At 67.6% G+C, this 19,888-nt stretch carries 20 protein-coding genes; 15 read left to right on the top strand and 5 right to left on the bottom strand.

The features are described 5' to 3' along the window. Positions 1 to 112: 112 nt before the first annotated feature. A complete protein-coding gene (locus tag ACZ9J7_RS07555) occupies positions 113 to 316 on the top strand; it encodes a hypothetical protein (RefSeq protein WP_476208307.1) in 204 nt (67 codons plus the stop codon). A 94-nt stretch (positions 317 to 410) separates the two neighbouring features. Here ACZ9J7_RS07555 and ACZ9J7_RS07560 read toward each other — a convergent pair whose 3' ends face one another. After that, complete coding sequence (locus tag ACZ9J7_RS07560; RefSeq protein ID WP_476208309.1) at positions 411 to 671, bottom strand: DUF3072 domain-containing protein; 261 nt, start codon at positions 669 to 671, stop codon at positions 411 to 413. Between the two features lie 137 nt (positions 672 to 808). Between ACZ9J7_RS07560 and ACZ9J7_RS07565 the strand changes: the two genes are divergently transcribed. From ACZ9J7_RS07565 to ACZ9J7_RS07620, 12 genes are all read left to right on the top strand, one after another. Then, positions 809 to 1,681 (top strand): NAD(P)-dependent oxidoreductase, encoded by an 873-nt coding sequence (locus tag ACZ9J7_RS07565; protein ID WP_476208311.1) that lies wholly within the window; start codon positions 809 to 811, stop codon positions 1,679 to 1,681. 201 nt (positions 1,682 to 1,882) lie between these two features. Beyond that, positions 1,883 to 3,238, top strand: coding sequence for an MFS transporter (locus ACZ9J7_RS07570; protein ID WP_476208313.1), 1,356 nt, complete (start codon positions 1,883 to 1,885; stop codon positions 3,236 to 3,238). A gap of 195 nt (positions 3,239 to 3,433) precedes the next feature. Then, on the top strand, positions 3,434 to 4,123 hold the full coding sequence (locus tag ACZ9J7_RS07575) for an HD domain-containing protein (protein WP_476208315.1): 690 nt from the start codon (positions 3,434 to 3,436) through the stop codon (positions 4,121 to 4,123). 97 nt (positions 4,124 to 4,220) lie between these two features. Further along, complete coding sequence (locus ACZ9J7_RS07580) at positions 4,221 to 5,015, top strand: IclR family transcriptional regulator (RefSeq protein WP_476208317.1); 795 nt, start codon at positions 4,221 to 4,223, stop codon at positions 5,013 to 5,015. Between the two features lie 121 nt (positions 5,016 to 5,136). Further along, entirely contained in the window at positions 5,137 to 6,414 is a 1,278-nt protein-coding gene (locus ACZ9J7_RS07585; RefSeq protein ID WP_476208318.1) for a cytochrome P450, read from the top strand. Positions 6,415 to 6,419: 5 nt separating this feature from the next. Beyond that, on the top strand, positions 6,420 to 7,499 hold the full coding sequence (locus ACZ9J7_RS07590) for a PEP/pyruvate-binding domain-containing protein (RefSeq protein WP_476208319.1): 1,080 nt from the start codon (positions 6,420 to 6,422) through the stop codon (positions 7,497 to 7,499). 61 nt (positions 7,500 to 7,560) lie between these two features. After that, a complete protein-coding gene (locus tag ACZ9J7_RS07595; RefSeq protein ID WP_476208321.1) occupies positions 7,561 to 9,429 on the top strand; it encodes a PEP-utilizing enzyme in 1,869 nt (622 codons plus the stop codon). 37 nt (positions 9,430 to 9,466) lie between these two features. Continuing rightward, a complete protein-coding gene (locus ACZ9J7_RS07600) occupies positions 9,467 to 10,210 on the top strand; it encodes an SDR family NAD(P)-dependent oxidoreductase (protein ID WP_476208323.1) in 744 nt (247 codons plus the stop codon). A 49-nt stretch (positions 10,211 to 10,259) separates the two neighbouring features. After that, positions 10,260 to 10,580: a 2Fe-2S iron-sulfur cluster-binding protein gene (locus ACZ9J7_RS07605; protein WP_286400767.1), complete on the top strand. Its 321-nt coding sequence runs from the start codon at positions 10,260 to 10,262 to the stop codon at positions 10,578 to 10,580. A 2-nt stretch (positions 10,581 to 10,582) separates the two neighbouring features. Continuing rightward, entirely contained in the window at positions 10,583 to 11,884 is a 1,302-nt protein-coding gene (locus ACZ9J7_RS07610; RefSeq protein ID WP_476208326.1) for an NAD(P)/FAD-dependent oxidoreductase, read from the top strand. Between the two features lie 30 nt (positions 11,885 to 11,914). Further along, positions 11,915 to 12,685, top strand: a complete 771-nt coding sequence (locus ACZ9J7_RS07615) for an HD domain-containing protein (protein ID WP_476208328.1) — start codon at positions 11,915 to 11,917, stop codon at positions 12,683 to 12,685. Beyond that, positions 12,682 to 14,211 (top strand): aldehyde dehydrogenase family protein, encoded by a 1,530-nt coding sequence (locus ACZ9J7_RS07620; RefSeq protein ID WP_476208329.1) that lies wholly within the window; start codon positions 12,682 to 12,684, stop codon positions 14,209 to 14,211. The genes ACZ9J7_RS07615 and ACZ9J7_RS07620 overlap by 4 nt, the downstream gene beginning before the upstream one ends. A gap of 23 nt (positions 14,212 to 14,234) precedes the next feature. Here ACZ9J7_RS07620 and ACZ9J7_RS07625 read toward each other — a convergent pair whose 3' ends face one another. Next, complete coding sequence (locus ACZ9J7_RS07625) at positions 14,235 to 14,807, bottom strand: MOSC domain-containing protein (protein WP_476208331.1); 573 nt, start codon at positions 14,805 to 14,807, stop codon at positions 14,235 to 14,237. A 60-nt stretch (positions 14,808 to 14,867) separates the two neighbouring features. Between ACZ9J7_RS07625 and ACZ9J7_RS07630 the strand changes: the two genes are divergently transcribed. Continuing rightward, on the top strand, positions 14,868 to 15,842 hold the full coding sequence (locus tag ACZ9J7_RS07630; protein WP_476208332.1) for an alpha/beta hydrolase: 975 nt from the start codon (positions 14,868 to 14,870) through the stop codon (positions 15,840 to 15,842). Positions 15,843 to 15,874: 32 nt separating this feature from the next. Here the strand turns inward: ACZ9J7_RS07630 and ACZ9J7_RS07635 are convergent, their stop codons facing one another. The 3 genes from ACZ9J7_RS07635 to ACZ9J7_RS07645 form a co-directional block, all read right to left on the bottom strand. Continuing rightward, positions 15,875 to 18,262 carry an ATP-binding cassette domain-containing protein gene (locus tag ACZ9J7_RS07635; protein WP_476208333.1) on the bottom strand — a complete coding sequence of 796 codons (2,388 nt, stop codon included), beginning with the start codon at positions 18,260 to 18,262 and terminating at the stop codon, positions 15,875 to 15,877. A gap of 94 nt (positions 18,263 to 18,356) precedes the next feature. Beyond that, complete coding sequence (locus ACZ9J7_RS07640) at positions 18,357 to 18,776, bottom strand: VOC family protein (protein WP_476208334.1); 420 nt, start codon at positions 18,774 to 18,776, stop codon at positions 18,357 to 18,359. Then, on the bottom strand, positions 18,773 to 19,222 hold the full coding sequence (locus ACZ9J7_RS07645; RefSeq protein WP_476208335.1) for a helix-turn-helix transcriptional regulator: 450 nt from the start codon (positions 19,220 to 19,222) through the stop codon (positions 18,773 to 18,775). Before ACZ9J7_RS07645 ends, ACZ9J7_RS07640 begins: the two co-directional genes overlap by 4 nt. Before the next feature lie 255 nt (positions 19,223 to 19,477). Between ACZ9J7_RS07645 and ACZ9J7_RS07650 the strand changes: the two genes are divergently transcribed. Continuing rightward, entirely contained in the window at positions 19,478 to 19,867 is a 390-nt protein-coding gene (locus ACZ9J7_RS07650; RefSeq protein ID WP_476208337.1) for a CBU_0592 family membrane protein, read from the top strand. Positions 19,868 to 19,888: the final 21 nt, after the last annotated feature.

Below are 19,888 nucleotides of genomic sequence, written 5' to 3' on the forward strand. Positions count from 1 at the left end.
TTTTGCTCAGGCACCATGGGTCGAGGCGCGAAAGTGCCTGCCGCCTATGCAGCCAGGGGGAGCGCTGGGCGGAGTATGCCCACCCATCCCCTGAAAGACACAGGCAATATCCATGAACTTCCCCCTGACCCTCACCGTCTCCGACCGCCACAGCATGGACACCGAGCTCGACGCCGCCGTCGCAGCCGCCAAGGCCCATGCACTCATGGGCCGTCGCCACGGCATCCTGGTGACCCGCCATGGCGCCGACAAGTTCACGGTGGATCTCAGCGACGCCGTCCCCTTCGGCCTCACCCGCGAACACCAGGCCTGGTAAGGCCATTCGGCCCGCACCTGATCCCGCCGGCACCAACGCAGCCGGTCCCTAACGGGGCTCCCTTGGCACCGCCGTCACTTCCGGCGTCGACCGTTTACCGTGGCTGGCTGTTGTCCCCGTCGCCGCCCACGCGGCTGCTGCGCTGCTGCAGCCGGTCGATGTGCTTTGATGCGTCCGCCTTGCTTAGGTCCGCGGGAAGTTCCTCGCCCGCCTCGCGGGCAAGGGTATCGAGATAGCTGCGCTGGGCCGCCGTCATGGGTTCATCCCCTGTTATCCAGTCTTCCGGATCCCTGTTGAGCCCTGCGTTCGGTTCCGGTTCGGGGCTGCCGATTGTTTCCTGGTTGCTGTCGCTCATGGGAACGAGTCTAGGTCGGGGCACCGACATTCCGCCGGAACATGCGCACCCAAATGCCCTGGCTTGAATAAGTCGGGGAATCATGGAGACGTTGAATAGGTAGACGCAGACCTCAACGCAGCCAGGAGAATGACTCGATGGATACCAAGCTCAAAGTCGCAGTGCTCGGCACGGGAATCATGGGGGCGGCCATGGCACGGAACCTCCTGCGGGCCGGCCATGACGTCTCGGTGTGGAACCGGGACGCGGCCAAAACGGAACCCCTGGCCGCGGACGGTGCGCGGCGCGCCACTGACCCTGCCGGCGCCGTCGAGGCGGCCGACGTCGTCCTGACCATGCTCTACGACGCCGCCGCAGTGGAAGAAGTCATGCGGGCTGCGGCCCCCGGCACCCGGCCCGGCATGGCCTGGGTGCAGTCCACCACCGTGGGCGTCCAGGACGTTCCCGCGTTGGCCAAACTGGCCGCGGAGCTCGGGCTGGACCTGGTGGAAGCACCCGTTTCCGGCACCCGGGCCCCTGCTGAAGCCGGCCAGCTCCTGGTGCTTGCCGCGGGACCCGACCCGGTGCGCCAGCGGGTGGCGCCGGTCCTGGATGCCATCGGAGCCCGGACCATGTGGGCGGGGCAGGACCCCGCCGAAGGCTCCGCCACCCGGCTCAAACTCGTGGTGAACAGCTGGGTCATTGCCGCCTCCAATGCCGCCGGTGAGGTGGTTGCCCTGGCGGAGGAGCTCGGCGTCGATCCGCAGCAGTTCCTCGACGTAATCGACGGCGGCGGACTGGACCTTCCCTACCTGCGGACCAAGATGGGGCTCATCCTGGAGGAGGGACTCGAGCCTGCGTCCTTCGCCGTGGACACGGCCCGCAAGGACGCCCACCTGATCGTGGATGCCGCTGCTGAACTGGGACTGAAGCTTGACGGGGCGGAAGCGTTCGCCGCCAGGCTGGACCGTGTGGCAGAACAGGGCCGCACCAAGCAGGACATGGCTGCGGCCTATTACGCCAGCCGGTAGCAGGCAGTGCGCCGCGGCTTCTAACGGCTTGGATAGCGCTTGCCCATTGACGTAACGCACGTCACCTTCTACATTGGATGAATCGATTCAAGAGCTGTCGCCCGACCCCCTCTCCGGCGGGTTGCGGCGCGGACACCGCCAAAGCCTCAGCTGCCACAGCGGTCCGGTTCCTTGCCAATGAAGACGAAGGACATTAGCACCATGAGCACCACCCCAACCCGCGTCGTACATGCTGGCCAGGAAGGCGGAACCGGTCCCCGGGATCCGCGGAAAGCGGCGATGAGCGGCTGGATTGGAAGTGCCCTTGAGTACTACGATTTCGCGCTGTATTCGCTGGCCGCCACGCTCATCTTTCCCACCATCTTCTTCCCCGCAGAGAACCCGACCGTTGGGATCATTGGTTCCCTTGCTACCTATGCGGTGGGCTACGTCTCCCGCCCGGTGGGCGCCGTCGTCCTGGGGGCCTACGGGGACCGGCACGGTCGCAAGAAAGTGCTCGTCTTCGCCATGCTGCTCATGGGCTTCGCGACTTTCGCCGTCGGGCTCCTGCCAACGTACGGGCAGGTGGGCCTCCTCGCCCCGGCCCTGCTGGTGATGCTCCGCCTGATTCAGGGCTTCGCGGTGGCCGGCGAACTGGGCGGTGCCAGCGCGATGATCGTCGAACACTCGCCGGATGCCCGGCGCGGATTCTTCGCCAGCTTCAGCCTCCAGGGCACGCAGGTGGGGTCAATCCTGGCCACCGCCGTCCTGCTGCCGCTCGCCGCCCTCCTCCCGGCTGACCAGTTCGGTGCCTGGGGCTGGCGCATCCCGTTCCTGCTCAGCGCCGTCGTCATCTTTGCCGGGTACCTCATCCGCCGCCGGGTGACCGAACCTCCTGCGTACGCCGCGCAGTCCGGAGCGGCCCAGGTTCAGCAGCGCTTCCCGCTCGTTGAACTTCTTCGCACCCGCCCCGGCGTCCTGGTCCGCTGCATCCTCATGACGTTTACCAATGTCATCGGCATGGCCACGCTGATCTTCGGCGTCTCCTACGCCACGCAGAAGGGCTATGGCAACGGCTTCTCCAGCAGCGAATTCCTGTGGGTGACGCTGGTGGCCAATGTCGCGGCCGTGGTGACCATCCCGGTTTTCGGCGCTCTCTCGGACAGGATCGGCCGGCGCATGCTCATGGCGGCCGGCGGCGTCATCGGTGGCGTCCTGGTGACCGGATACCTCTGGGCAATCGAGCAGGGGAGCCTGCCGCTGGTCTTTGTCTGCGTGGTGATCGTGCAGGGCATCTTCTTCCAGATGTGGAACGCCACGTTCGCCACGTTCTTCCAGGAGCAGTTCCCCATGCGGATCCGGGTGACCGGCTTCGCGGTGTCGCAGAACATTGGACTTATGATCGCGTCGTTCTTCCCGAGCATTTTCACGGCGATCGCCCCTCCGGGCTCCGCGAACATCCCGCTGACCATCGGGCTGACTACGCTCGGCATCTGCCTGGTCTCGGCCGCGGCCACCTTGATGTCTTCCGACACCAGGGGTACGTCCCTGGCAGACCTGGAGGGACGGAAGGCCTGACTGTCCCCGTCCTGGCGTCACGCCGGGCAGGCTTTCAGGCAGCGCACGACGGCGGGTCCTCGGGTTTCCGGGGCTTCCCCGCCCCAGGTGGGCCGAAAGCGTGCCGTGGGTGACGCCGTCGTCCGCCCACCGCCCGGTTCCACTGGGCAGAAGCCGCCCGTTGCCCGTGGGCACGATGCCGGGCAGGCTGTAGGAATGACGAAGCTGCAGCCTGCCGCCAACCACTCAGGCCTCGACGCCGCCGCTGTTGCCTCCGGGATCGAGCCGAACCCGGCCGGGGTCATCGCGCTGGACCCGGTGCTGGCAGGGATCTGGGACCTCGCCGCACCGTACCTGCAGGTCCGGGACAACGACACCCACACCCTCTACGCCTTCGGCCTGGCCCGCGCCCTGCTGGACGCCCACCCGGAGGCGGACGCCGCGGTGGTGCTTCCCGCCATCCTGTTGCACGACGTCGGCTGGTCACAGGTCCCGCCCGGCGATGTCCTGGCCGCCATTGCGCCGGGCGGCGGCAGGCAGGACCTGGTGCTGCTGCACGAAAAGGAGGGGGCGCGCTTGGCCGCGGACATCCTCGCCGAGTGCCGTTACGACCACACCAGGATCCCCGCCATCCTGGGCATCATCGACGGCCACGATTCCCGGCGGGAGGCCCTCTCCATCGAGGACGCCATCGTCAAGGACGCGGACAAGACCTGGCGCCTCAGCCCGCACGGCATCGACACCGTCATGGACTGGTTCGGACTGGACCGCGGGCAGGCCCTCCGGCTCTGTTCCCAGCGCGTGCACGGCCACCTGTTCACCGCCGAGGCGCAGGCCATGGCGCGGGCGCTGTCAGCCCTGGAATCGGTCACCCTCTGGCCGCAACGGCAACGCCTGCTTGGCTGACCTGGAAACCGGCGCGGCCCGGAGCCGTTCCCGCGCTTAGACTCAATCCGGACGCTGCCGGCACCGTGGGCCCAGCGCCAGGAGCGAGGAGGCCCCCATGGCCGGCGGCAGCCGCGACCCCGGACGCACCGTGACGTCCAAAGTACTGTCCATCCTGGAAGCCTTCGAGACGTCCCGCGGCGCCCTGAGCCTGACCGACATTGCAGACAAATCCGGGCTCCCGCTCAGCACCGCGCACCGCCTGGTGAACGAACTGACCGACTGGGGATTCCTCTCGCGCGAACCCAACGGCCGCTACCAGCTGGGCATCCGGCTGTGGGAGCTCGCACAGAACACCGGCCGCCAGCTGCGCGATGCCGCCCACCCCTACATCCAGGACCTGTTCTCGCTGACCGGAGAGACGGCACACCTGGCCATCCGGGCCGGCAATGAGGTCCTCTACATCGACCGGGTCTACGGCTCCAAGCGCGTGCCCCGCGCCTCCCGGGTGGGCGGCCGCCTTCCCATGCACGCCACCGCCGTCGGGAAAGTCATCCTGGCGTTCGAAGACGACTGGGTGCGCGACGCCTACCTTCACCGGGACCTGGAACGCGCCACCGCCCACACCCATATCGACCCGCAAAAATTCACCGCCGAGCTGGTGGACATCCACGCGCAGGGCTACGCCACCACCCTCGAGGAAGTGCGGCTTGGCTCCTGTTCCATCGCGGTCCCGGTGTTCCATACCGGTCGGATCGGCGCCGCGATCGGCCTGGTGCTGCCCACCGCACAGGCATCCACCATGACCAGGTACCTCCCCGTCCTCAAGGGCATCTCAGCCCAAATCGAAAAGGCCACCGCGCGGATCCCCCTGGAGACATTGATCGGCGTCCACAAAGGTCCGCGCTTCTGACGTTCGATTCCGTCCAGTGGAAGCCGGCGCTGTCCCCGCCCGGTGATGTGGACCACACTGGTCACTAAGAAACCCCCGCCGCCCCGAGGCGCCGGGCGGAGCCAAGTCACCAGGAGTCAACATGTCATCGTCGACAGAAACGGCTGGCCGTTGTCCTTTCGGGTACGGCGCCGAAGCCCCCGCCGGGCACCACGGCTACGAACCCTTCCAGATGAAGGATCCCTTCACCGCCTACGCAGAGCTCCGGGCCGAGCAGCCCGTGATGTTCGATGAGCGCACCGGCCTGTACGTCGTCTCCCGGTACGACGACATCAAAGCCGTCTTCGAGGACTGGGAAACGTTCTCCAGCGAGAACGCCCAGGCCCCGGTCCGGGAACGCGGACCCGCCGCGAAAAAGATCATGGAAGAGGGCGGCTTCACCGCCTACTCCGGCCTGTCCGCGCGCCGTCCGCCGGAGCACACCCGCATCCGCGCCGTAGTGCAGAAAGCCTTCACGCCCCGCCGCTACAAGGCGCTGGAACCGTTCATCCGGCAGAACGTGGTGGACCTGCTCGAAAAGATGCTGTCCCGCGAAGAGCGCCGCGGGGACCTGGTCAAGGACCTGGCCTACGACGTTCCCACGATCACCATCCTCACCCTGATCGGGGCCGACGTTTCCCAGGTGGACACGTTCAAGCGCTGGTCGGACTCCCGCGCCGCCATGACCTGGGGCGACCTCAGCGACGAACAGCAGATCCCGCACGCCCACAACCTGGTGGAGTACTGGCAGGAATGCCTGCGACTGGTCCGGGCGGCCCACGAACAGGGCGGCGACAACCTCACCGCAGACCTGGTCAAGGCCCAGCAGGACGGCGCCGAAATCTCGGACCACGAGATCGCCTCGGTCCTCTACAGCCTGCTCTTCGCCGGGCACGAGACCACCACCACCCTCATCTCCAACGCCCTGCGCGAGCTCCTGGCCCGTCCGGAGCAGTGGGAGCAGCTGGTGGCGGATCCCAAGAAGATCCCCGCCGCCATCGACGAGGTCCTCCGCTACGCCGGCTCCATCGTCGGATGGCGGCGCAAAGCCCTCAAGGACACCGAGGTGGGCGGAGTACCCATCCAGGAGGGCTCGCAGCTGCTGCTCCTGATGGGCTCGGCCAACCGCGATGAAACCAAGTTCACCGACGGCGGGGACTTCGACATCACCCGGCCGAACGCCCGCGAGCACCTCTCCTTCGGGTTCGGCATCCACTACTGCCTGGGCAACATGCTCGCCAAGCTGCAGGCAAAAATCGCGCTCGAGGAAGTGGCCCGGCTCGCCCCCCGGCTGCAGCTCGACGCCCCCGGGGACATCGCCTTCCGCGAAAACCTCTCCTTCCGTGTTCCCGAGACCGTTCCTGTCACCTGGGAGGCCTAAACACCATGCAAAGCAACGATTATGTCCAGTTCTTCGACGGCGGCATCGAGCCGAAGCTTGAAAACCTCGGCGGCAAGGGAGCGTCCCTGGTTACCATGACCTCCGCCGGCATGCCCGTTCCGCCCGGCTTCGTCGTCACCACCGCCCAGTTCGATGCCTTCATGGACGAAGCCGGCATCACGGCGAAGATCCACGAACTGCTCGCCGGCCTGGACCCAAAGGACACCCGGCAGGTGGACCAGGTGTCCGCGGCCATCCGCGAGGACATCTGCTCCCGCCCCGTGCCCGAAGAACTGCGCAGCATGACCATCGCCGCCTACCAATCCCTGATGGGACGCTTCGACGCCCCTGTCCCCGTGGCAGTGCGCTCCAGCGCCACCGCCGAGGACCTTCCGGACGCGTCCTTCGCCGGGCAGCAGGACACCTACCTCTGGCTGGACGGGGTCAAGGCAGTCACCGACCACATCCGCCAGTGCTGGGCTTCGCTCTACACCTCCCGCGCCATCATCTACCGGCTCAAGAACAGCATCCCCAACGAAGGCCTCTCCATGGCCGTCGTGGTGCAGAAGATGGTCAACTCGAAGGTCTCCGGCGTGGCGATCACCATGGACCCCACCAACGGCGACCGGTCCAAGATCACCATCGATTCCTCCTACGGCGTGGGCGAGATGGTGGTCTCCGGCCAGGTCACCCCGGACAACATCGTGCTGGACAAGGTGACCCTCGCCGTCGTCACCGAACACCTGGGCGACAAGCACGCCGAACTGGTCCCGGACGCCGGCGCCAAGGGCCTGGTGGAACGCGAGGTCGACGACGAACGCCGGGGCCGCCGCAGCCTCACCGACGCCGAGCTCACCGCCGTCGCCCAGATGGCCAAGCGGGCCGAGAAGCACTACAAGTGCCCCCAGGACATTGAGTGGGCCCTCGACGCGGATCTCCCCGACGGCGAAAACCTGCTCCTCCTGCAGTCCCGGCCGGAGACGGTCCACTCCTCCAAGCCCGCACCGGTGACCGCACCCCAGCCCGTCGTCACCGGCGGCTACTTCTCCGGACTGAGCACCCCCGCGCTCAAACCGACTGCCTGACCCCCATCCGAGGCTTCACCCCCACCAAGGCTCACCGCCGAGCCCTCCTGAAAGGACCGCCATGTCCATGAAGTCGTTCCCCAAGCCCTCCGAACTGCCGGTTCCCGCCGGGGCCGAAGGCTGGGAAAAGATCTACCCCTACTACCTGGTGTTCCAGGACAAGCTCAAGGACCAGGAGGACGCCAAGTTCTGGTTCTGCGACAGCCAGCACTGGCCCACCGTGTTCAAGCCCTTCGAGACCATCGGCGGCGAATTCGCGGTCAAGTGCCTGGGCCAGTACAACGCCCGGCACCTCATGATCCCCAACGCCAACGGCATTGAGTTCCGCATCCACCTGGGCTACCTCTACATGTCCCCCATTCCCGTCCCGGAGGACCAGATCGCCGCCCGCGTGCCGCTGTTCGAGCAGCGCGTCGGCCACTACTTCCAGAACTGGGAGCAGCTGCTCAAGGACTGGCACGTCAAGGTCAAGGGCACCATCGCCGAGATGGAAACCATCTCCTTCCCCAAGCTGCCGGACATGGTCCCGCTCGAGGACATCACCTCCGGCAAGGGCAAAGACGGCTCCGAGAAGCTCCTTGAAAGCTACGACCGGCTCATCCAGCTGGCCTACCAGAACTGGCAGTACCACTTCGAGTTCCTCAACCTGGGTTACATCGCCTACCTGGACTTCTTCAACTTCTGCAAGCAGGTCTTCCCCAATATCCCGGACCAGTCGATCGCCAGCATGGTCCAGGGCGTGGACATGGAACTGTTCCGCCCCGATGACGAGCTCAAGCAGCTCGCCAAGCTCGCCGTCGAGCTGGGCCTGCAGCCCCATTTCGGAAACACGGACGACGTCGAGGCTACTTTGGGTGCCATCGCCGCCGCCCCGGGCGGGGACCGCTGGCTGGCCCAGTACGAAGGTGCCAAGGACCCGTGGTTCAACTTCACCGTGGGCAACGGCTTCTACGGCCACGACAAGTACTGGAACGTGAACCAGGAAATCCCGCTGGGCTACATCGCCGACTACATCCGCCGCGTGGACGAAAGCCAGGAGATCATGCGTCCCGTCGAGGCCCTCATCGCCGAACGCGACCGCATCATCGAGGAATACCGGGACCTCCTCGAAGGCGACAACCAGGCAGTCTTCGACGCCAAGCGCGGCCTCGCCGCCACCGCCTACCCCTACGTGGAGAACCACAACTTCTACATCGAGCACTGGACCATGGGCGTCTTCTGGCGCAAGATCCGCGAACTCTCCCGCATGATGCATGCCGAGGGTTTCTGGACCCAGCCGGACGACCTGCTCTATCTGGGCCGCAATGAGGTCCGCGACGCCCTCTTCGACCTGGTCACCGGCTGGGGCGTGGGCGCCAAGCCCATCGGCCCCGACTACTGGCCCGAGGAGATCGAACGCCGCCGCGGCATCGTGGACGCCCTCAAGACCGCCCGCCCCGCGCCGGCCCTGAACACCCCGCCGGCCTCCATCACCGAACCCTTCACCAGGATGCTCTGGGGCATCACCACCGAGCAGGTCCAGCAGTGGCTGGGAGCGGGCGAAGAAGTGGAAGGCGGCGGACTCCGCGGCATGGCCGCCTCGCCCGGCGTGGTGGAAGGCCTGGCCCGGGTGGTCACCGACGCCGACCAGCTCTCCGAGGTTCAGCAGGGCGAGATCCTGGTGGCTACGGTGACGGCGCCCTCCTGGGGACCCATCTTCGGCAAGATCAGCGCAACCGTCACGGACATCGGCGGCATGATGAGCCACGCCGCGATCGTGTGCCGTGAATACGGACTGCCGGCCGTGACCGGAACGGGCTCCGGGTCAACCACCATCAAGACCGGCCAGCGGCTGCGGGTGGACGGCACCAAGGGCACGGTCCAGATCCTGGACGCCGAGGACGACCTTGTGGTTGCCGGCCCCGGCGCCCACAGCCACAGCCATGTCTGATCTGGACATGCCCTCAGGAGAATATTCCACTGAGGACATGAATGAAAGAACGGTCCTCATCACGGGAGCCGCCGGCGGGCTGGGAAGGGCGTTTGCGCTCGGCTTCGCCGGCCGCGGCTACCGGGTGGCGGTGGCCGACATCAACCTCGAAGGTGCTGAGCAGACCGCCAAGCTGGTCCGGGAAGCCGGCGCCCGCGCCGCTGCCTTCGCCGCCGACGTGACCGACCTGGACTCCACGGAGCAGCTCGCCGCAAGCTGCGCGGAGTTCGGAAACGGGCGCATCGACGTCGTCCTCAACAACGCGGCGGTCTACGCGGGGGTGACCCGCAGCCGCTTCGAGGACATCGATCCGGCCGAGTGGGACCTGGTGATGAACGTCAACCTCAAGGGACCCTGGCTGGTGACCCGCGCCGCGAGCCCCTACCTGGCCGAAGGCGGCCGCGTCATCAACCTCTCCAGCGCCACGATCTTCAGCGGCTCCGAGCAATGGGCGCACTACGTCGCCTCCAAGGGCGGGGTGGTGGCACTCACCCGGGTCATGGCCAAGGAACTGGGCCGGCGGGGGATCACGGTGAACGCCATCGCCCCGGGGTTCACGCTCACCGAAGCCAGCTACGGGCTCATGGAAAACGCCGAGAACTACGGCGTGGACCGCGGGGCCATCAAGCGCGCCAGCCAGCCCGAGGACATCGTGGGCGCCGCCCTGTTCCTCGCCGGGCCGGACAGCTCCTACTACACCGGCCAGACCATGGTGGTGGACGGCGGCCGGCAGTTCATCTGACCGGCCACCCCCGCCACCACCCAACCAACTTCAACCAAGGAGGACCACAATGCCAACGGTTCACTTCACCGACGCAGAAGGCACCGTCCGGGACGTCGAAGGCAATGCAGGCGATTCGGTCATGGAAACCGCGGTGCGCAACGGCGTCCCCGGCATCGTGGCCGAATGCGGCGGCTCGCTGTCCTGCGCCACCTGCCACGTCTTCGTCCGCGAGGACTGCGCTTCGCAACTTCCTCCCATGGAGGACATGGAGGACGAGATGCTCTACGGCACCGCCGTGGACCGTGAGGACAACTCCCGGCTGTCCTGCCAGCTCCGCCTGACCGAGGAGCTCGAACTGTTCGTCACCACCCCCGAAACCCAGGTGTAGCCATGGGAACGCAGGCAGTGGAGCAGGAAGCCGGAACGGCCACGGTCCCCACCAGGACCGGGCTCCTGATCATCGGCGCCAGCCAGTCCGGCGTGCAGCTGGCCGTATCGCTCCGGGCGCTCGGCTTCGACGAACACATCACCCTGCTGGGGGACGAGGACCACCGGCCCTACCAGCGGCCGGCGCTGTCCAAGGAGTTCCTGCAGGGCACCGTGGAAAGCGAATCCCTCATCTTCCGGTCCAACGACTACTGGGCCGAGCACAACGTGGACCTGGTCAAAGGCGAATACATCGTCCGGATCGACAAGGAAGCGGACGGCTCCGGAGTGGCACATGCGTCCTCGGGCCGGGAGTTTCCGTTCAAGCGGCTGGCCCTCACTGTAGGCGCCCGCGCCCGGAAACTGGAGATCGAGGGCAGCGGCCTGGACGGTGTGCTCTACCTCCGCAACGCCGACGACGCCCTGGCACTGAAGGCAAAAGTGGGCGACGCCACGGATGTGGTGGTGATCGGCGGCGGGTTCATCGGCCTCGAGGCCGCGTCCAGCCTGCAGAAGATGGCGAAAAATGTCACCGTGCTCGAGTTCGGGCCGCGGCTGGTGGGCAGGGCCGTCGGGGAGGAAACCGCCGAATACTTCCTGCAGGCCCACCGCTCCCGCGGCCTCGACATCCGGCTCAACACCAGTGCGGCGCGCTTCACCGCTGACGACGGCGGCACCCGGGTTGCCGCCGTCGAGCTCCAGGACGGGACGGTACTGCCGGCACAGATCGTCCTGATCGGCATCGGTGTCATTCCCAACACCCAACTGGCGGAACAGCTGGGCCTGGCCGTGGACAACGGCGTGGTGGTGGACCGGTTCGCGCTGGCCTCCGACGGCACCACGGTGGCCGTGGGGGACGTCGCCAACATGCCCAACCCCGTTCCCGGCTCCGAGCCCGGGGAACGGATCCGGCTGGAAAGCGTCAACAACGCCATCGAGCACGCCAAGGTGGCCGCGTATTCCCTGACCGGACGGCGCGAGGAGTACGCCGGAATCCCGTGGTTCTGGTCCAACCAGGCGGACCTCAAGCTGCAGATCGCCGGCCTGTGCAACGGCTACGACCGGACCGTAGTCCGGAACGACCGGGAACGCGGAAAATTCAGCGTCCTCTACTACCGCCAGGGCCGCATCATCGCCGCGGACTGCGTCAACGCGCCGCTGGACTTCATGGCCGTCAAGAACGCGCTCGCCAAGGGCCTCAACATTCCGGCCGAGGCCGCCGCTGACCCCGGCACCCAACTCAAGACCATCACCACGGACAGCTAGCCGCCAGGCCAGCCAACCCGAAGGAGCATTATGAGCACCCCCAAGACGCCGTTTGCCCCGGCGGAGCCCGGCATTGCCGCCGGCAGCGCCCCCGGCACCGCACCGGACACGGGCGACGCCCTGGCCGATGCCTTCGCCGCCGAATACAGCGTCCGCCCCATCCCCGCCGCAGGACCCGTGGACACCACTCCCATTGCCGGCACCCCCGCGGCCCTGGACTCGCTCGACGCGCTCTGGAAGGCCGTGGTCCACGAGACCCGGGCCCGCGGCAACGACATCCACCTGCCCATCTCCCTTGCCTTCGCCGAACGGCTGTGCCGCGCCTACCCGGAGGCGGATGCGGAACTGGTGCGGGTGGCCACGCTGCTGCATGACACCGGCTGGGCCCACGTGGATGAGTCCCGGATCCTCTCGGAAGGGTTCACGGGGGACTGGCGCAAGGCCACCATCCGCTATGAGCACGAAAAGCAGGGCTGCGACGTGGCCCGCCGGGTCCTTCCCGGCCTGGGCTATGCCCCCGGATTCGTGGAGCAGGTCTGCGCAATCATCGACGGTCACGACACCAGGCCCGTGGCCCGCTCCCTCGAGGACGCGCTGATGCGTGACGCCGACAGGCTATGGCGGTTCGACCACGCCGGCATCGCCCTGGCCTCTTCCTGGTTCGGCATGGATCCCGCCACTTACACGGACCGGCTGGCTGCCGAGATCATCCCCGAGCTCATCACCGGGGCCGCCCTCGAGATGGCCACCGCGGACCTGGCCAGGTCTAACGCCCTGCTGAAGACGGCGGTGATCCGATGACCTCCGCCACGCATGACGCACCGGCGGGCGCACCGGCCCTGGCCACGCGGTCCGGCCTGGCCCTGCCGCACACCCACGTGGACACCATCTACGTCGACGCCGCCTGGCAGCCCTCCCGGGGCACCGGCCGGAACCCGGTGACCGACCCCGCCACCGGCGAAGTCTGGGGTTCGGTCCCCGACGGCACGCCGGAGGACGTGGACGCCGCCGTCGGCTCCGCCCAACAGGCTTTCGACGGCGAATGGCCCCGGCTGGCGCCGTCCGAGCGGGCCGCCTACCTGCTCCGGATCGCCGATGAAGTGGAGAAGCGCGCCGACGAACTCTCCCTGACCAATTCCCGGGAGAACGGATCCCCGGTGGCCGAATCCTCAGGCGCCGCCGCCAACGCCGCCGGGATCCTGCGCTACTTCGCCACCCTGGCCGGATACCTGGAACAGGAGGACGTCCGTCCCTTCCCCCGCGGCGGCGGCGAATCCGTGGTGCGGCGCGATCCCCTGGGCGTCTGCGCCCTGATCGCCCCGTGGAACTTTCCCATCAACCTGGTGATGATCAAGCTGGCACCGGCGCTGCTGGCCGGCTGCACCGTGGTGATCAAACCGGCGTCACCCACCCCGCTGTCCATCCGGGTGATTATTGACGCCATCGCCGCAGCAGGCGTCCCCGCCGGCGTCGTCAACCTGGTCACCGGCTCCGGCCGGCTGGGCGACGTACTGGTCAAGCACCCGGGGGTGGCCAAGGTGGCATTCACCGGCTCCACCCCCGTGGGCCGGAAGATCGCCGCGGCCTGCGGTGAGCTGCTGCGCCCGGTCACGCTGGAGCTGGGCGGCAAGTCCAGCGCGATCGTGCTGCCGGACGCGGACCTGGACGCCATGTCCCGGGTCCTGGTCAAGTCCTCCATGCGCAACACCGGGCAGACCTGCTACATCTCCACCCGCATCCTGGCCCCGGCCAGCCGGTATGACGAGGTGGTGGACATGGTCACGGCCACCATCGCCGCCGGGAAGCAGGGCGACCCCCTGGATCCGGACACGATGTTTGGCCCCTGCGCCACCGAAGCGCAGTACCGGACGGTCATGGAATACGTCGAGTCCGGGCTGGCTGAAGGTGCCCGGGCCACCACCGGAGGACGCGCTGCGTCGCTGGCCGGAGGGCTGGAGGACGGCTACTTCATTGAGCCCACGGTGTTCGCTGACGTCACCCCGGACATGCGGATAGCCCGGGAGGAGATCTTCGGGCCGGTGATCACCATCCTCAAATACAACGACGCCGGCGGCAGCGTCGAGGAGGCAGTGGCACTGGCGAACAACACCGAGTTCGGACTGGGCGGCCTGGTGTTTGGCCGGGACGAGGACGCCGCGCTCGCCGTGGCGGACCGCATGGACACGGGATCGGTGGGACTGAACTTCTTCGCCTCCAACCACTCCGCCCCGTTCGGCGGCCGGCACGACTCCGGGCTGGGCACCGAGTACGGGATCGAGGGCCTCAACGCCTACCTGAGCTACAAGTCCATCCACCGGAAACGGTAGGGGCCCGTCCGGCCGGGCGCCTGCTACGGCAGCCGCGACGGCCGCAGGACGCTGGCCTCGCCTGCCTGGGCAGGGTCCAGCGGCACCGGGCTGACCAGCACGGCAGGACCCCGGTGCAGGAAGCCGCTGGAGACGGCGCGGCAGCGGATGCCGCCGCGGTCGCGCATGGCAGGGTGGGCGCCGGGGGCGAGCATTTCATTCATCCACGCGCAGGGCTGGGCGTGCCGGCCGCCGTGCAGGGTCACCGCGCAGCCGCCGGATTCCAGCACGAAGTCCTGCCCCAGCAGCGGCGGCAGCTGGGCTCCGCGCAGGATCACGTTCCGGCGGGTCAGCAGCGGATCGAATGGCGCCGCGCGCAGTTCGGCAGCGATGGCCTCAAGGGATTCGACGGCGAACAGGGTCACCGCAGCATCCATGTGCGCGGCCTTCCCGAAGAAACGGTCGCCCACGATGCCCTTGCCGGCCACCACCTCAGCCTGCCGGGCATCAGCGGTAGGGACATCGGCGGCGCCGTCACGGGCGCGGCCAAAGTACGCGTGCGCAGGGGAGACCAGCAGGTGCAGGATCTCGACGTCGTACCGGAACATTTCGGGCATACGGCCAGCGTAGGCCAGCCGGCATTGAAATCCTGCCGCCGGATGGAAGGATCAGGAACCATGAAGACCTCACCGGCCGGCCAAGCCTGTGCGCCGCCCAGGAAACGGACGGCCCTGTTCTGGGCATCAGTGGCTTGCGCTGCCGCCCTGATGGGGGTCGCCCTGTGGATGCTGGCAGGCAACCCCGCCGTCCTGGGCGGCCATCCGCTGCTGCCGGGCATCCTGCTGGCCGCTGCCGCCGCCGGTGCAGCCTGGGCAGTCCTGCTCTGGCGCCGCCGCGATGTGCCACGGCACCGCTCGCGTGTGCGCGCCATCGGCGCGTGGGCCGGCAGGCTGGCCGTCCTGGCGGTTGCCGCCGGGCTCGCCTGGCTCAACCCCTTCGCCTACCAGCCGGGGCCGACGGCGGAGGCCGGGCCGGCGTCGGACCTCACCGTCAGCGAAACCAGCACCGCCATCACCATGTCGGCCGAGGGAGCCAGGACCACCAGGGGGCTGGTCTTCTACCCGGGCGCGCGGGTGGACGCCCGGGCCTACCAGGACGTCCTGGGTCCCGTGGTGGGCGCGGGGTACCGGGTGGTTATCCTGAAGGAGCCGCTCGGGCTCAGCCTGCTGGACGGGAACCAGGCCCGCAGTGCCATCCAGGACAACCCGGACATCACCAGCTGGGCGGTGGGCGGCCACTCCCTGGGTGGGGTGGCGGCCTCATCATTCGCCCTCCACAACACGGACATTTCCGGGCTGGTCCTGTATGCCTCCTACCCGGTGGAGTCGCTGCAGGGACGGGCCGGCCTGGCAGTGCTGTCCGTCTCCGGGACCAAGGATGGCCTCAGCACGCCGGAGAAGATCCAGGCCTCCAGGGACCTCCTGCCGGCGGACACCGAGTTCATCGCCGTGCAGGGCGGAGTGCACGCTTTCTTCGGTGACTACGGCGCACAGCCGGGCGACGGCGACCCCGGCATCAGCCGCGGCGGCGCCCAGCAGCAGATTGGAACCGCCACCGTCAGCTTCCTGGGCCAGCTGCCGGGCAGCCGCTGACGCAGCGTCCCCGGCAGGGCCAGCCGCCCGCTTTACGCTCCGACGTAGGCCGCCAGATGCTGGCCGGTGAGCGTGGCCCGCCCGGCCACCAGGTCAGCCGGGGTGCCCTCGAAGACAATCCTGCCGCCGTCGTGCCCTGCTCCCGGACCGATGTCGATGATCCAGTCGCCGTGCGCCATCACCGCCTGGTGGTGCTCGATGACGATGACGGACTTCCCGGAGTCGACCAGCCGGTCCAGGAGCCCCAGCAGCTGTTCCACGTCCGCCAGGTGCAAACCCACCGTGGGCTCATCAAGGATGTAGACATCCCCGGACTCAGCCATCTGGGTAGCCAGCTTCAGCCGCTGGCGCTCGCCGCCGGACAGGGTGGTCAGCGGCTGGCCCAGTGAAATGTAGCCCAGGCCCACATCCGCCAGGCGTTCCAGGACCTTGTGCGCGGCGGGCGTTTTGGCGTCCCCCTCGGCAAAGTAGGCCAATGCCGCGTCCACGGACATGTCCAGGACATCCGCAATGTTCTGGCCGCCCAGGGTGTATTCGAGCACGGCGGGCTGGAAGCGGCGGCCCTCGCAGTCTTCGCAGGTGGACTCCACGGTGGCCATGACGCCCAGTTCGGTGAAGATCACCCCGGCGCCGTTGCAGGTGGGGCAGGCGCCCTCGGAATTCGAGCTGAACAGTGCCGGCTTCACGCCGTTGGCCTTGGCGAACGCCTTCCGGATGGGCTCCAGCAGCCCCGTGTAGGTGGCCGGATTGCTCCGCCGTGAGCCTTTGATGGCCCCCTGGTCGATGACGACCACGCCCTCGCGCTTTGCCAGCGAGCCGTGGATGAGGGAGCTCTTGCCGGACCCGGCCACGCCCGTCACCACGCAGAGCACGCCCAGCGGCACATCAACGTCGACGTCCTGCAGGTTGTTGGTCGACGCGCCACGGACCTCCAGGGCGCCCGTGGCGTTCCGGAAGGAATCCTTCAGCCGGGCGCGGTCGTCCAGGTGCCGGCCGGTGATGGTGCCGCTGGAACGCAGCCCGTCCACATCGCCCTCGTACACGATCTCGCCGCCGGCGGTGCCGGCCTTGGGACCGAGGTCGACGACGTGGTCGGCGATGGCGATCATCTCCGGTTTGTGCTCCACCACCAGGACGGTGTTGCCTTTGTCCCGCAGCTGCAGCAGGAGCGTGTTCATCCGTTCGATGTCGTGCGGGTGCAGGCCGATGCTCGGCTCATCGAAAACGTAGGTGACATCGGTCAGGGAGGAGCCCAGGTGCCGGATCATCTTGGTCCGCTGCGCCTCGCCGCCGGAGAGGGTACCCGCCGGCCGGTCCAGCGACAGGTAGCCCAGGCCGATCCCGGCGAACGAATCCAGCAGGTCCCGCAGCCCGGCGAGCAGCGGCCGGACTGATGGTTCGTCCAGGCCGCGGACCCACTGCGCCAGGTCGCTGATCTGCATGGTGCACAGCTCGGCGATGTTCTTGCCGTTGATCCGCGAGTTGAGCACCTCCGGCGTGAGCCGCGTTCCGCCGCAGTCCGGGCAGGTGGCGAACGTGACGGCACGCTCCACGAACCGCTTCACATGCGGCTGCATGGCCTCCACGTCCTTGGAGAGCATGGACTTCTGGATCTTGGGGATCACGCCCTCGAACGTGAGGTTGACGCCTTCCACCTTGATCTTGGTGGGCTCGGCGTACAGCATCGTGTCCAGCTGCTTGGCCGTGAATTTGGCGATGGGCTTGTCCATGGGCAGGCCCATGCCCTCGAAGAGGCGGCCGTACCAGCCATCCATGGAGTAGCCGGGAACGGTGAGCGCGCCCTCGGAAAGGGACTTCGAGTCGTCGTAGAGGGCGGTCCGGTCGATGTCGCTGATGTTCCCCATGCCCTCGCAGCGCGGGCACATGCCGCCCAGGTAGGTGACCTGGCGGACCACGTTCTTCTCCACCCGGCCGCCCTTCTCCGTGCTCATGATGCCGCTGGCCTTGCGGGTGGGCACGTTGAAGGAGAACGCCGTGGGCGGGCCGACATAGGGCTTCCCCAGCCGGCTGAAGAGGATCCGCAGCATGGCGTTGGCGTCGGTGGCAGTGCCCACGGTGGAGCGCGGGTTGGCCCCCATCCGCTCCTGGTCCACGATGATGGCCGTGGTCAGGCCCTCCAGCCGGTCCACGTCAGGCCTTGCCAGGCTGGGCATGAACCCCTGGACGAAGGCGCTGTAGGTTTCGTTGATCATCCGCTGTGATTCGGCGGCGATGGTGGCGAACACCAGGGAACTCTTCCCTGAGCCGGAGACACCCGTGAACGCGGTCAGGCGGCGTTTGGGCAGCTCCAGGCTCACGTCCTTGAGGTTGTTTTCCCGTGCGCCCTGCACCCGGATCAGGTCGTGGCTGTCGGCAACGTGCGCCGCCTGGGTGGTTTCCGTATCTGCTTCCGTGCTCAAGGTGTCCCCCTTCTTCCTGGAGCGGCGCCGGAGCGGGGCTGCGCTGGCAGCCCCGTTTCGGCGTCGTCCGTTATATACGTGCTTGTTTATATGCCTAAGGCTGCTGGTTAATCCGGACCGTGTTGCCGGCGGGGTCGCGGAAGGCGCAGTCCCGGATGCCGTAGGGCTGGTCGATGGGTTCCTGGACGACGTCCGCGCCGGTTGCCTCCACCTTGGCGAACGCAGCGTCCACGTTGGGGGAGGACAGGACGATGGTGGCGTAGGTGCCCTTGGCCATCATCTCGGTGATGGTGCGGCGCTCGTCCTCGGTGATGCCCGGGTCCACTGCCGGCGGGTGCAGGACGATGGAGACGTCCTTCTGGCCGGCGGGGCCCACGGTGATCCAACGCATGGTGCCTCGGCCCACGTCGTTGCGGATTTCGAAGCCGAGCGCGTCCCGGTAAAAGGCGAGGGACGCGTCCGGATCGGTGGCGGGAAGGAAGGTGGAAGAAATGTTGATGTCCATGCCAGTCATGCTAGTGACGGCTCACCGGCCGGCGCTTCTCGATTCCTGACCGGTCTGGTGACCTGTTTCGCCACGCAGGCCGGGATCCCCGCCGTCGACTCCGCTGCCTCCTGCTTGTAGACGCTCGGCGCCATGCCCACCAGTTCGCTGAAGCGGGTGCTGAAGGTGCCCAGCGAGGAACAGCCGACGGCGAAGCACACCTCGGTGACGCTGAGGTCGCCTTTGCGGAGCAGCGCCATGGCCCGCTCGATCCTGCGGGTCATGAGGTAGCTGTAGGGGGATTCGCCGTAGGCCAGCTTGAAGCGGCGGCTGAAGTGGCCGGCCGACATATGGACATCCCTGGCAAGGGATTCGACGTCCAGCGGCTGGGCATATTCGCGGTCCACCCGGTCTTTGACGCGCCTCAGCTGGGTGAGTTCGCGGAGGTAGGGATCGGGTGCGGGACTGCTGGTCACAGCTTCGATCGTGCTACGCCGAGCGGGCCTTGTCCAGACGTGGGGAGTATCACGTTTCGGCGGTAAAAGCCGTGTCCCGGCGCGGGATATGATTATGCCGCCGGCCAGCGTAAGAGGTCCTCGCCCGAAGGGCTCGAGTCAACGCAGAGCTGGATGATGCAGGTTCCCACGGAACGGCATCCGGCGAAACCCAACCTTGAACCACCTCTTCAGCCCTGCCCTGATACGGCGCGGGCACCACCTTGGAAGGACGCCATGGAACTGCTGTGGGAAATTGCCGGCTGGGCAGGCGCTGTTGCGATTCTCAGTGCATATCTGGCCGTGTCCATGGGGTGGCTGAAGGCCGGGAAGGGCTTCCAGACGGCCAACCTGTTCGGCTCGGTTGCCTTCATCATCAACGGGACACTCCACGGCGCCTGGCCCTCAGTGGTCACCAATATCGCCTGGTTCCTGATCTCTGCGGTGGCACTGGTCCGCATGCGGTCGGAGGAAGCTGCCGCCGAGCCGGCCGAGGTTGCGCATGTCCAGTACCCCGGCGTCCCGGACTCCACTGGCCAGCTGGCCGTCGTCGAGGCATTCACCGATGCCCTGCCCGTGGTCGGTTCCGCGCCCGTCCTGGCGGATGGTCCGCGGCTGGCCCTCTAGGCGGACAGCGGCGGTCCCAGC

This window comes from Pseudarthrobacter sp. TE9888, from assembly GCF_056279345.1.

Coding starts and splice junctions, on each gene's coding strand:
- ACZ9J7_RS07615 (WP_476208328.1), top strand. CDS start 11,915: ATGAGCACCCCCAAGACGCCGTTTGCCCCGGCGGAGCCCGGCATTGCC.
- ACZ9J7_RS07575 (WP_476208315.1), top strand. CDS start 3,434: ATGACGAAGCTGCAGCCTGCCGCCAACCACTCAGGCCTCGACGCCGCC.
- ACZ9J7_RS07555 (WP_476208307.1), top strand. CDS start 113: ATGAACTTCCCCCTGACCCTCACCGTCTCCGACCGCCACAGCATGGAC.
- ACZ9J7_RS07580 (WP_476208317.1), top strand. CDS start 4,221: ATGGCCGGCGGCAGCCGCGACCCCGGACGCACCGTGACGTCCAAAGTA.
- ACZ9J7_RS07600 (WP_476208323.1), top strand. CDS start 9,467: ATGAATGAAAGAACGGTCCTCATCACGGGAGCCGCCGGCGGGCTGGGA.
- ACZ9J7_RS07605 (WP_286400767.1), top strand. CDS start 10,260: ATGCCAACGGTTCACTTCACCGACGCAGAAGGCACCGTCCGGGACGTC.
- ACZ9J7_RS07595 (WP_476208321.1), top strand. CDS start 7,561: ATGTCCATGAAGTCGTTCCCCAAGCCCTCCGAACTGCCGGTTCCCGCC.
- ACZ9J7_RS07560 (WP_476208309.1), bottom strand. CDS start 671: ATGAGCGACAGCAACCAGGAAACAATCGGCAGCCCCGAACCGGAACCG.
- ACZ9J7_RS07650 (WP_476208337.1), top strand. CDS start 19,478: ATGGAACTGCTGTGGGAAATTGCCGGCTGGGCAGGCGCTGTTGCGATT.
- ACZ9J7_RS07610 (WP_476208326.1), top strand. CDS start 10,583: ATGGGAACGCAGGCAGTGGAGCAGGAAGCCGGAACGGCCACGGTCCCC.
- ACZ9J7_RS07570 (WP_476208313.1), top strand. CDS start 1,883: ATGAGCACCACCCCAACCCGCGTCGTACATGCTGGCCAGGAAGGCGGA.
- ACZ9J7_RS07630 (WP_476208332.1), top strand. CDS start 14,868: ATGAAGACCTCACCGGCCGGCCAAGCCTGTGCGCCGCCCAGGAAACGG.
- ACZ9J7_RS07625 (WP_476208331.1), bottom strand. CDS start 14,807: ATGCCCGAAATGTTCCGGTACGACGTCGAGATCCTGCACCTGCTGGTC.
- ACZ9J7_RS07585 (WP_476208318.1), top strand. CDS start 5,137: ATGTCATCGTCGACAGAAACGGCTGGCCGTTGTCCTTTCGGGTACGGC.
- ACZ9J7_RS07565 (WP_476208311.1), top strand. CDS start 809: ATGGATACCAAGCTCAAAGTCGCAGTGCTCGGCACGGGAATCATGGGG.
- ACZ9J7_RS07620 (WP_476208329.1), top strand. CDS start 12,682: ATGACCTCCGCCACGCATGACGCACCGGCGGGCGCACCGGCCCTGGCC.
- ACZ9J7_RS07640 (WP_476208334.1), bottom strand. CDS start 18,776: ATGACTGGCATGGACATCAACATTTCTTCCACCTTCCTTCCCGCCACC.
- ACZ9J7_RS07590 (WP_476208319.1), top strand. CDS start 6,420: ATGCAAAGCAACGATTATGTCCAGTTCTTCGACGGCGGCATCGAGCCG.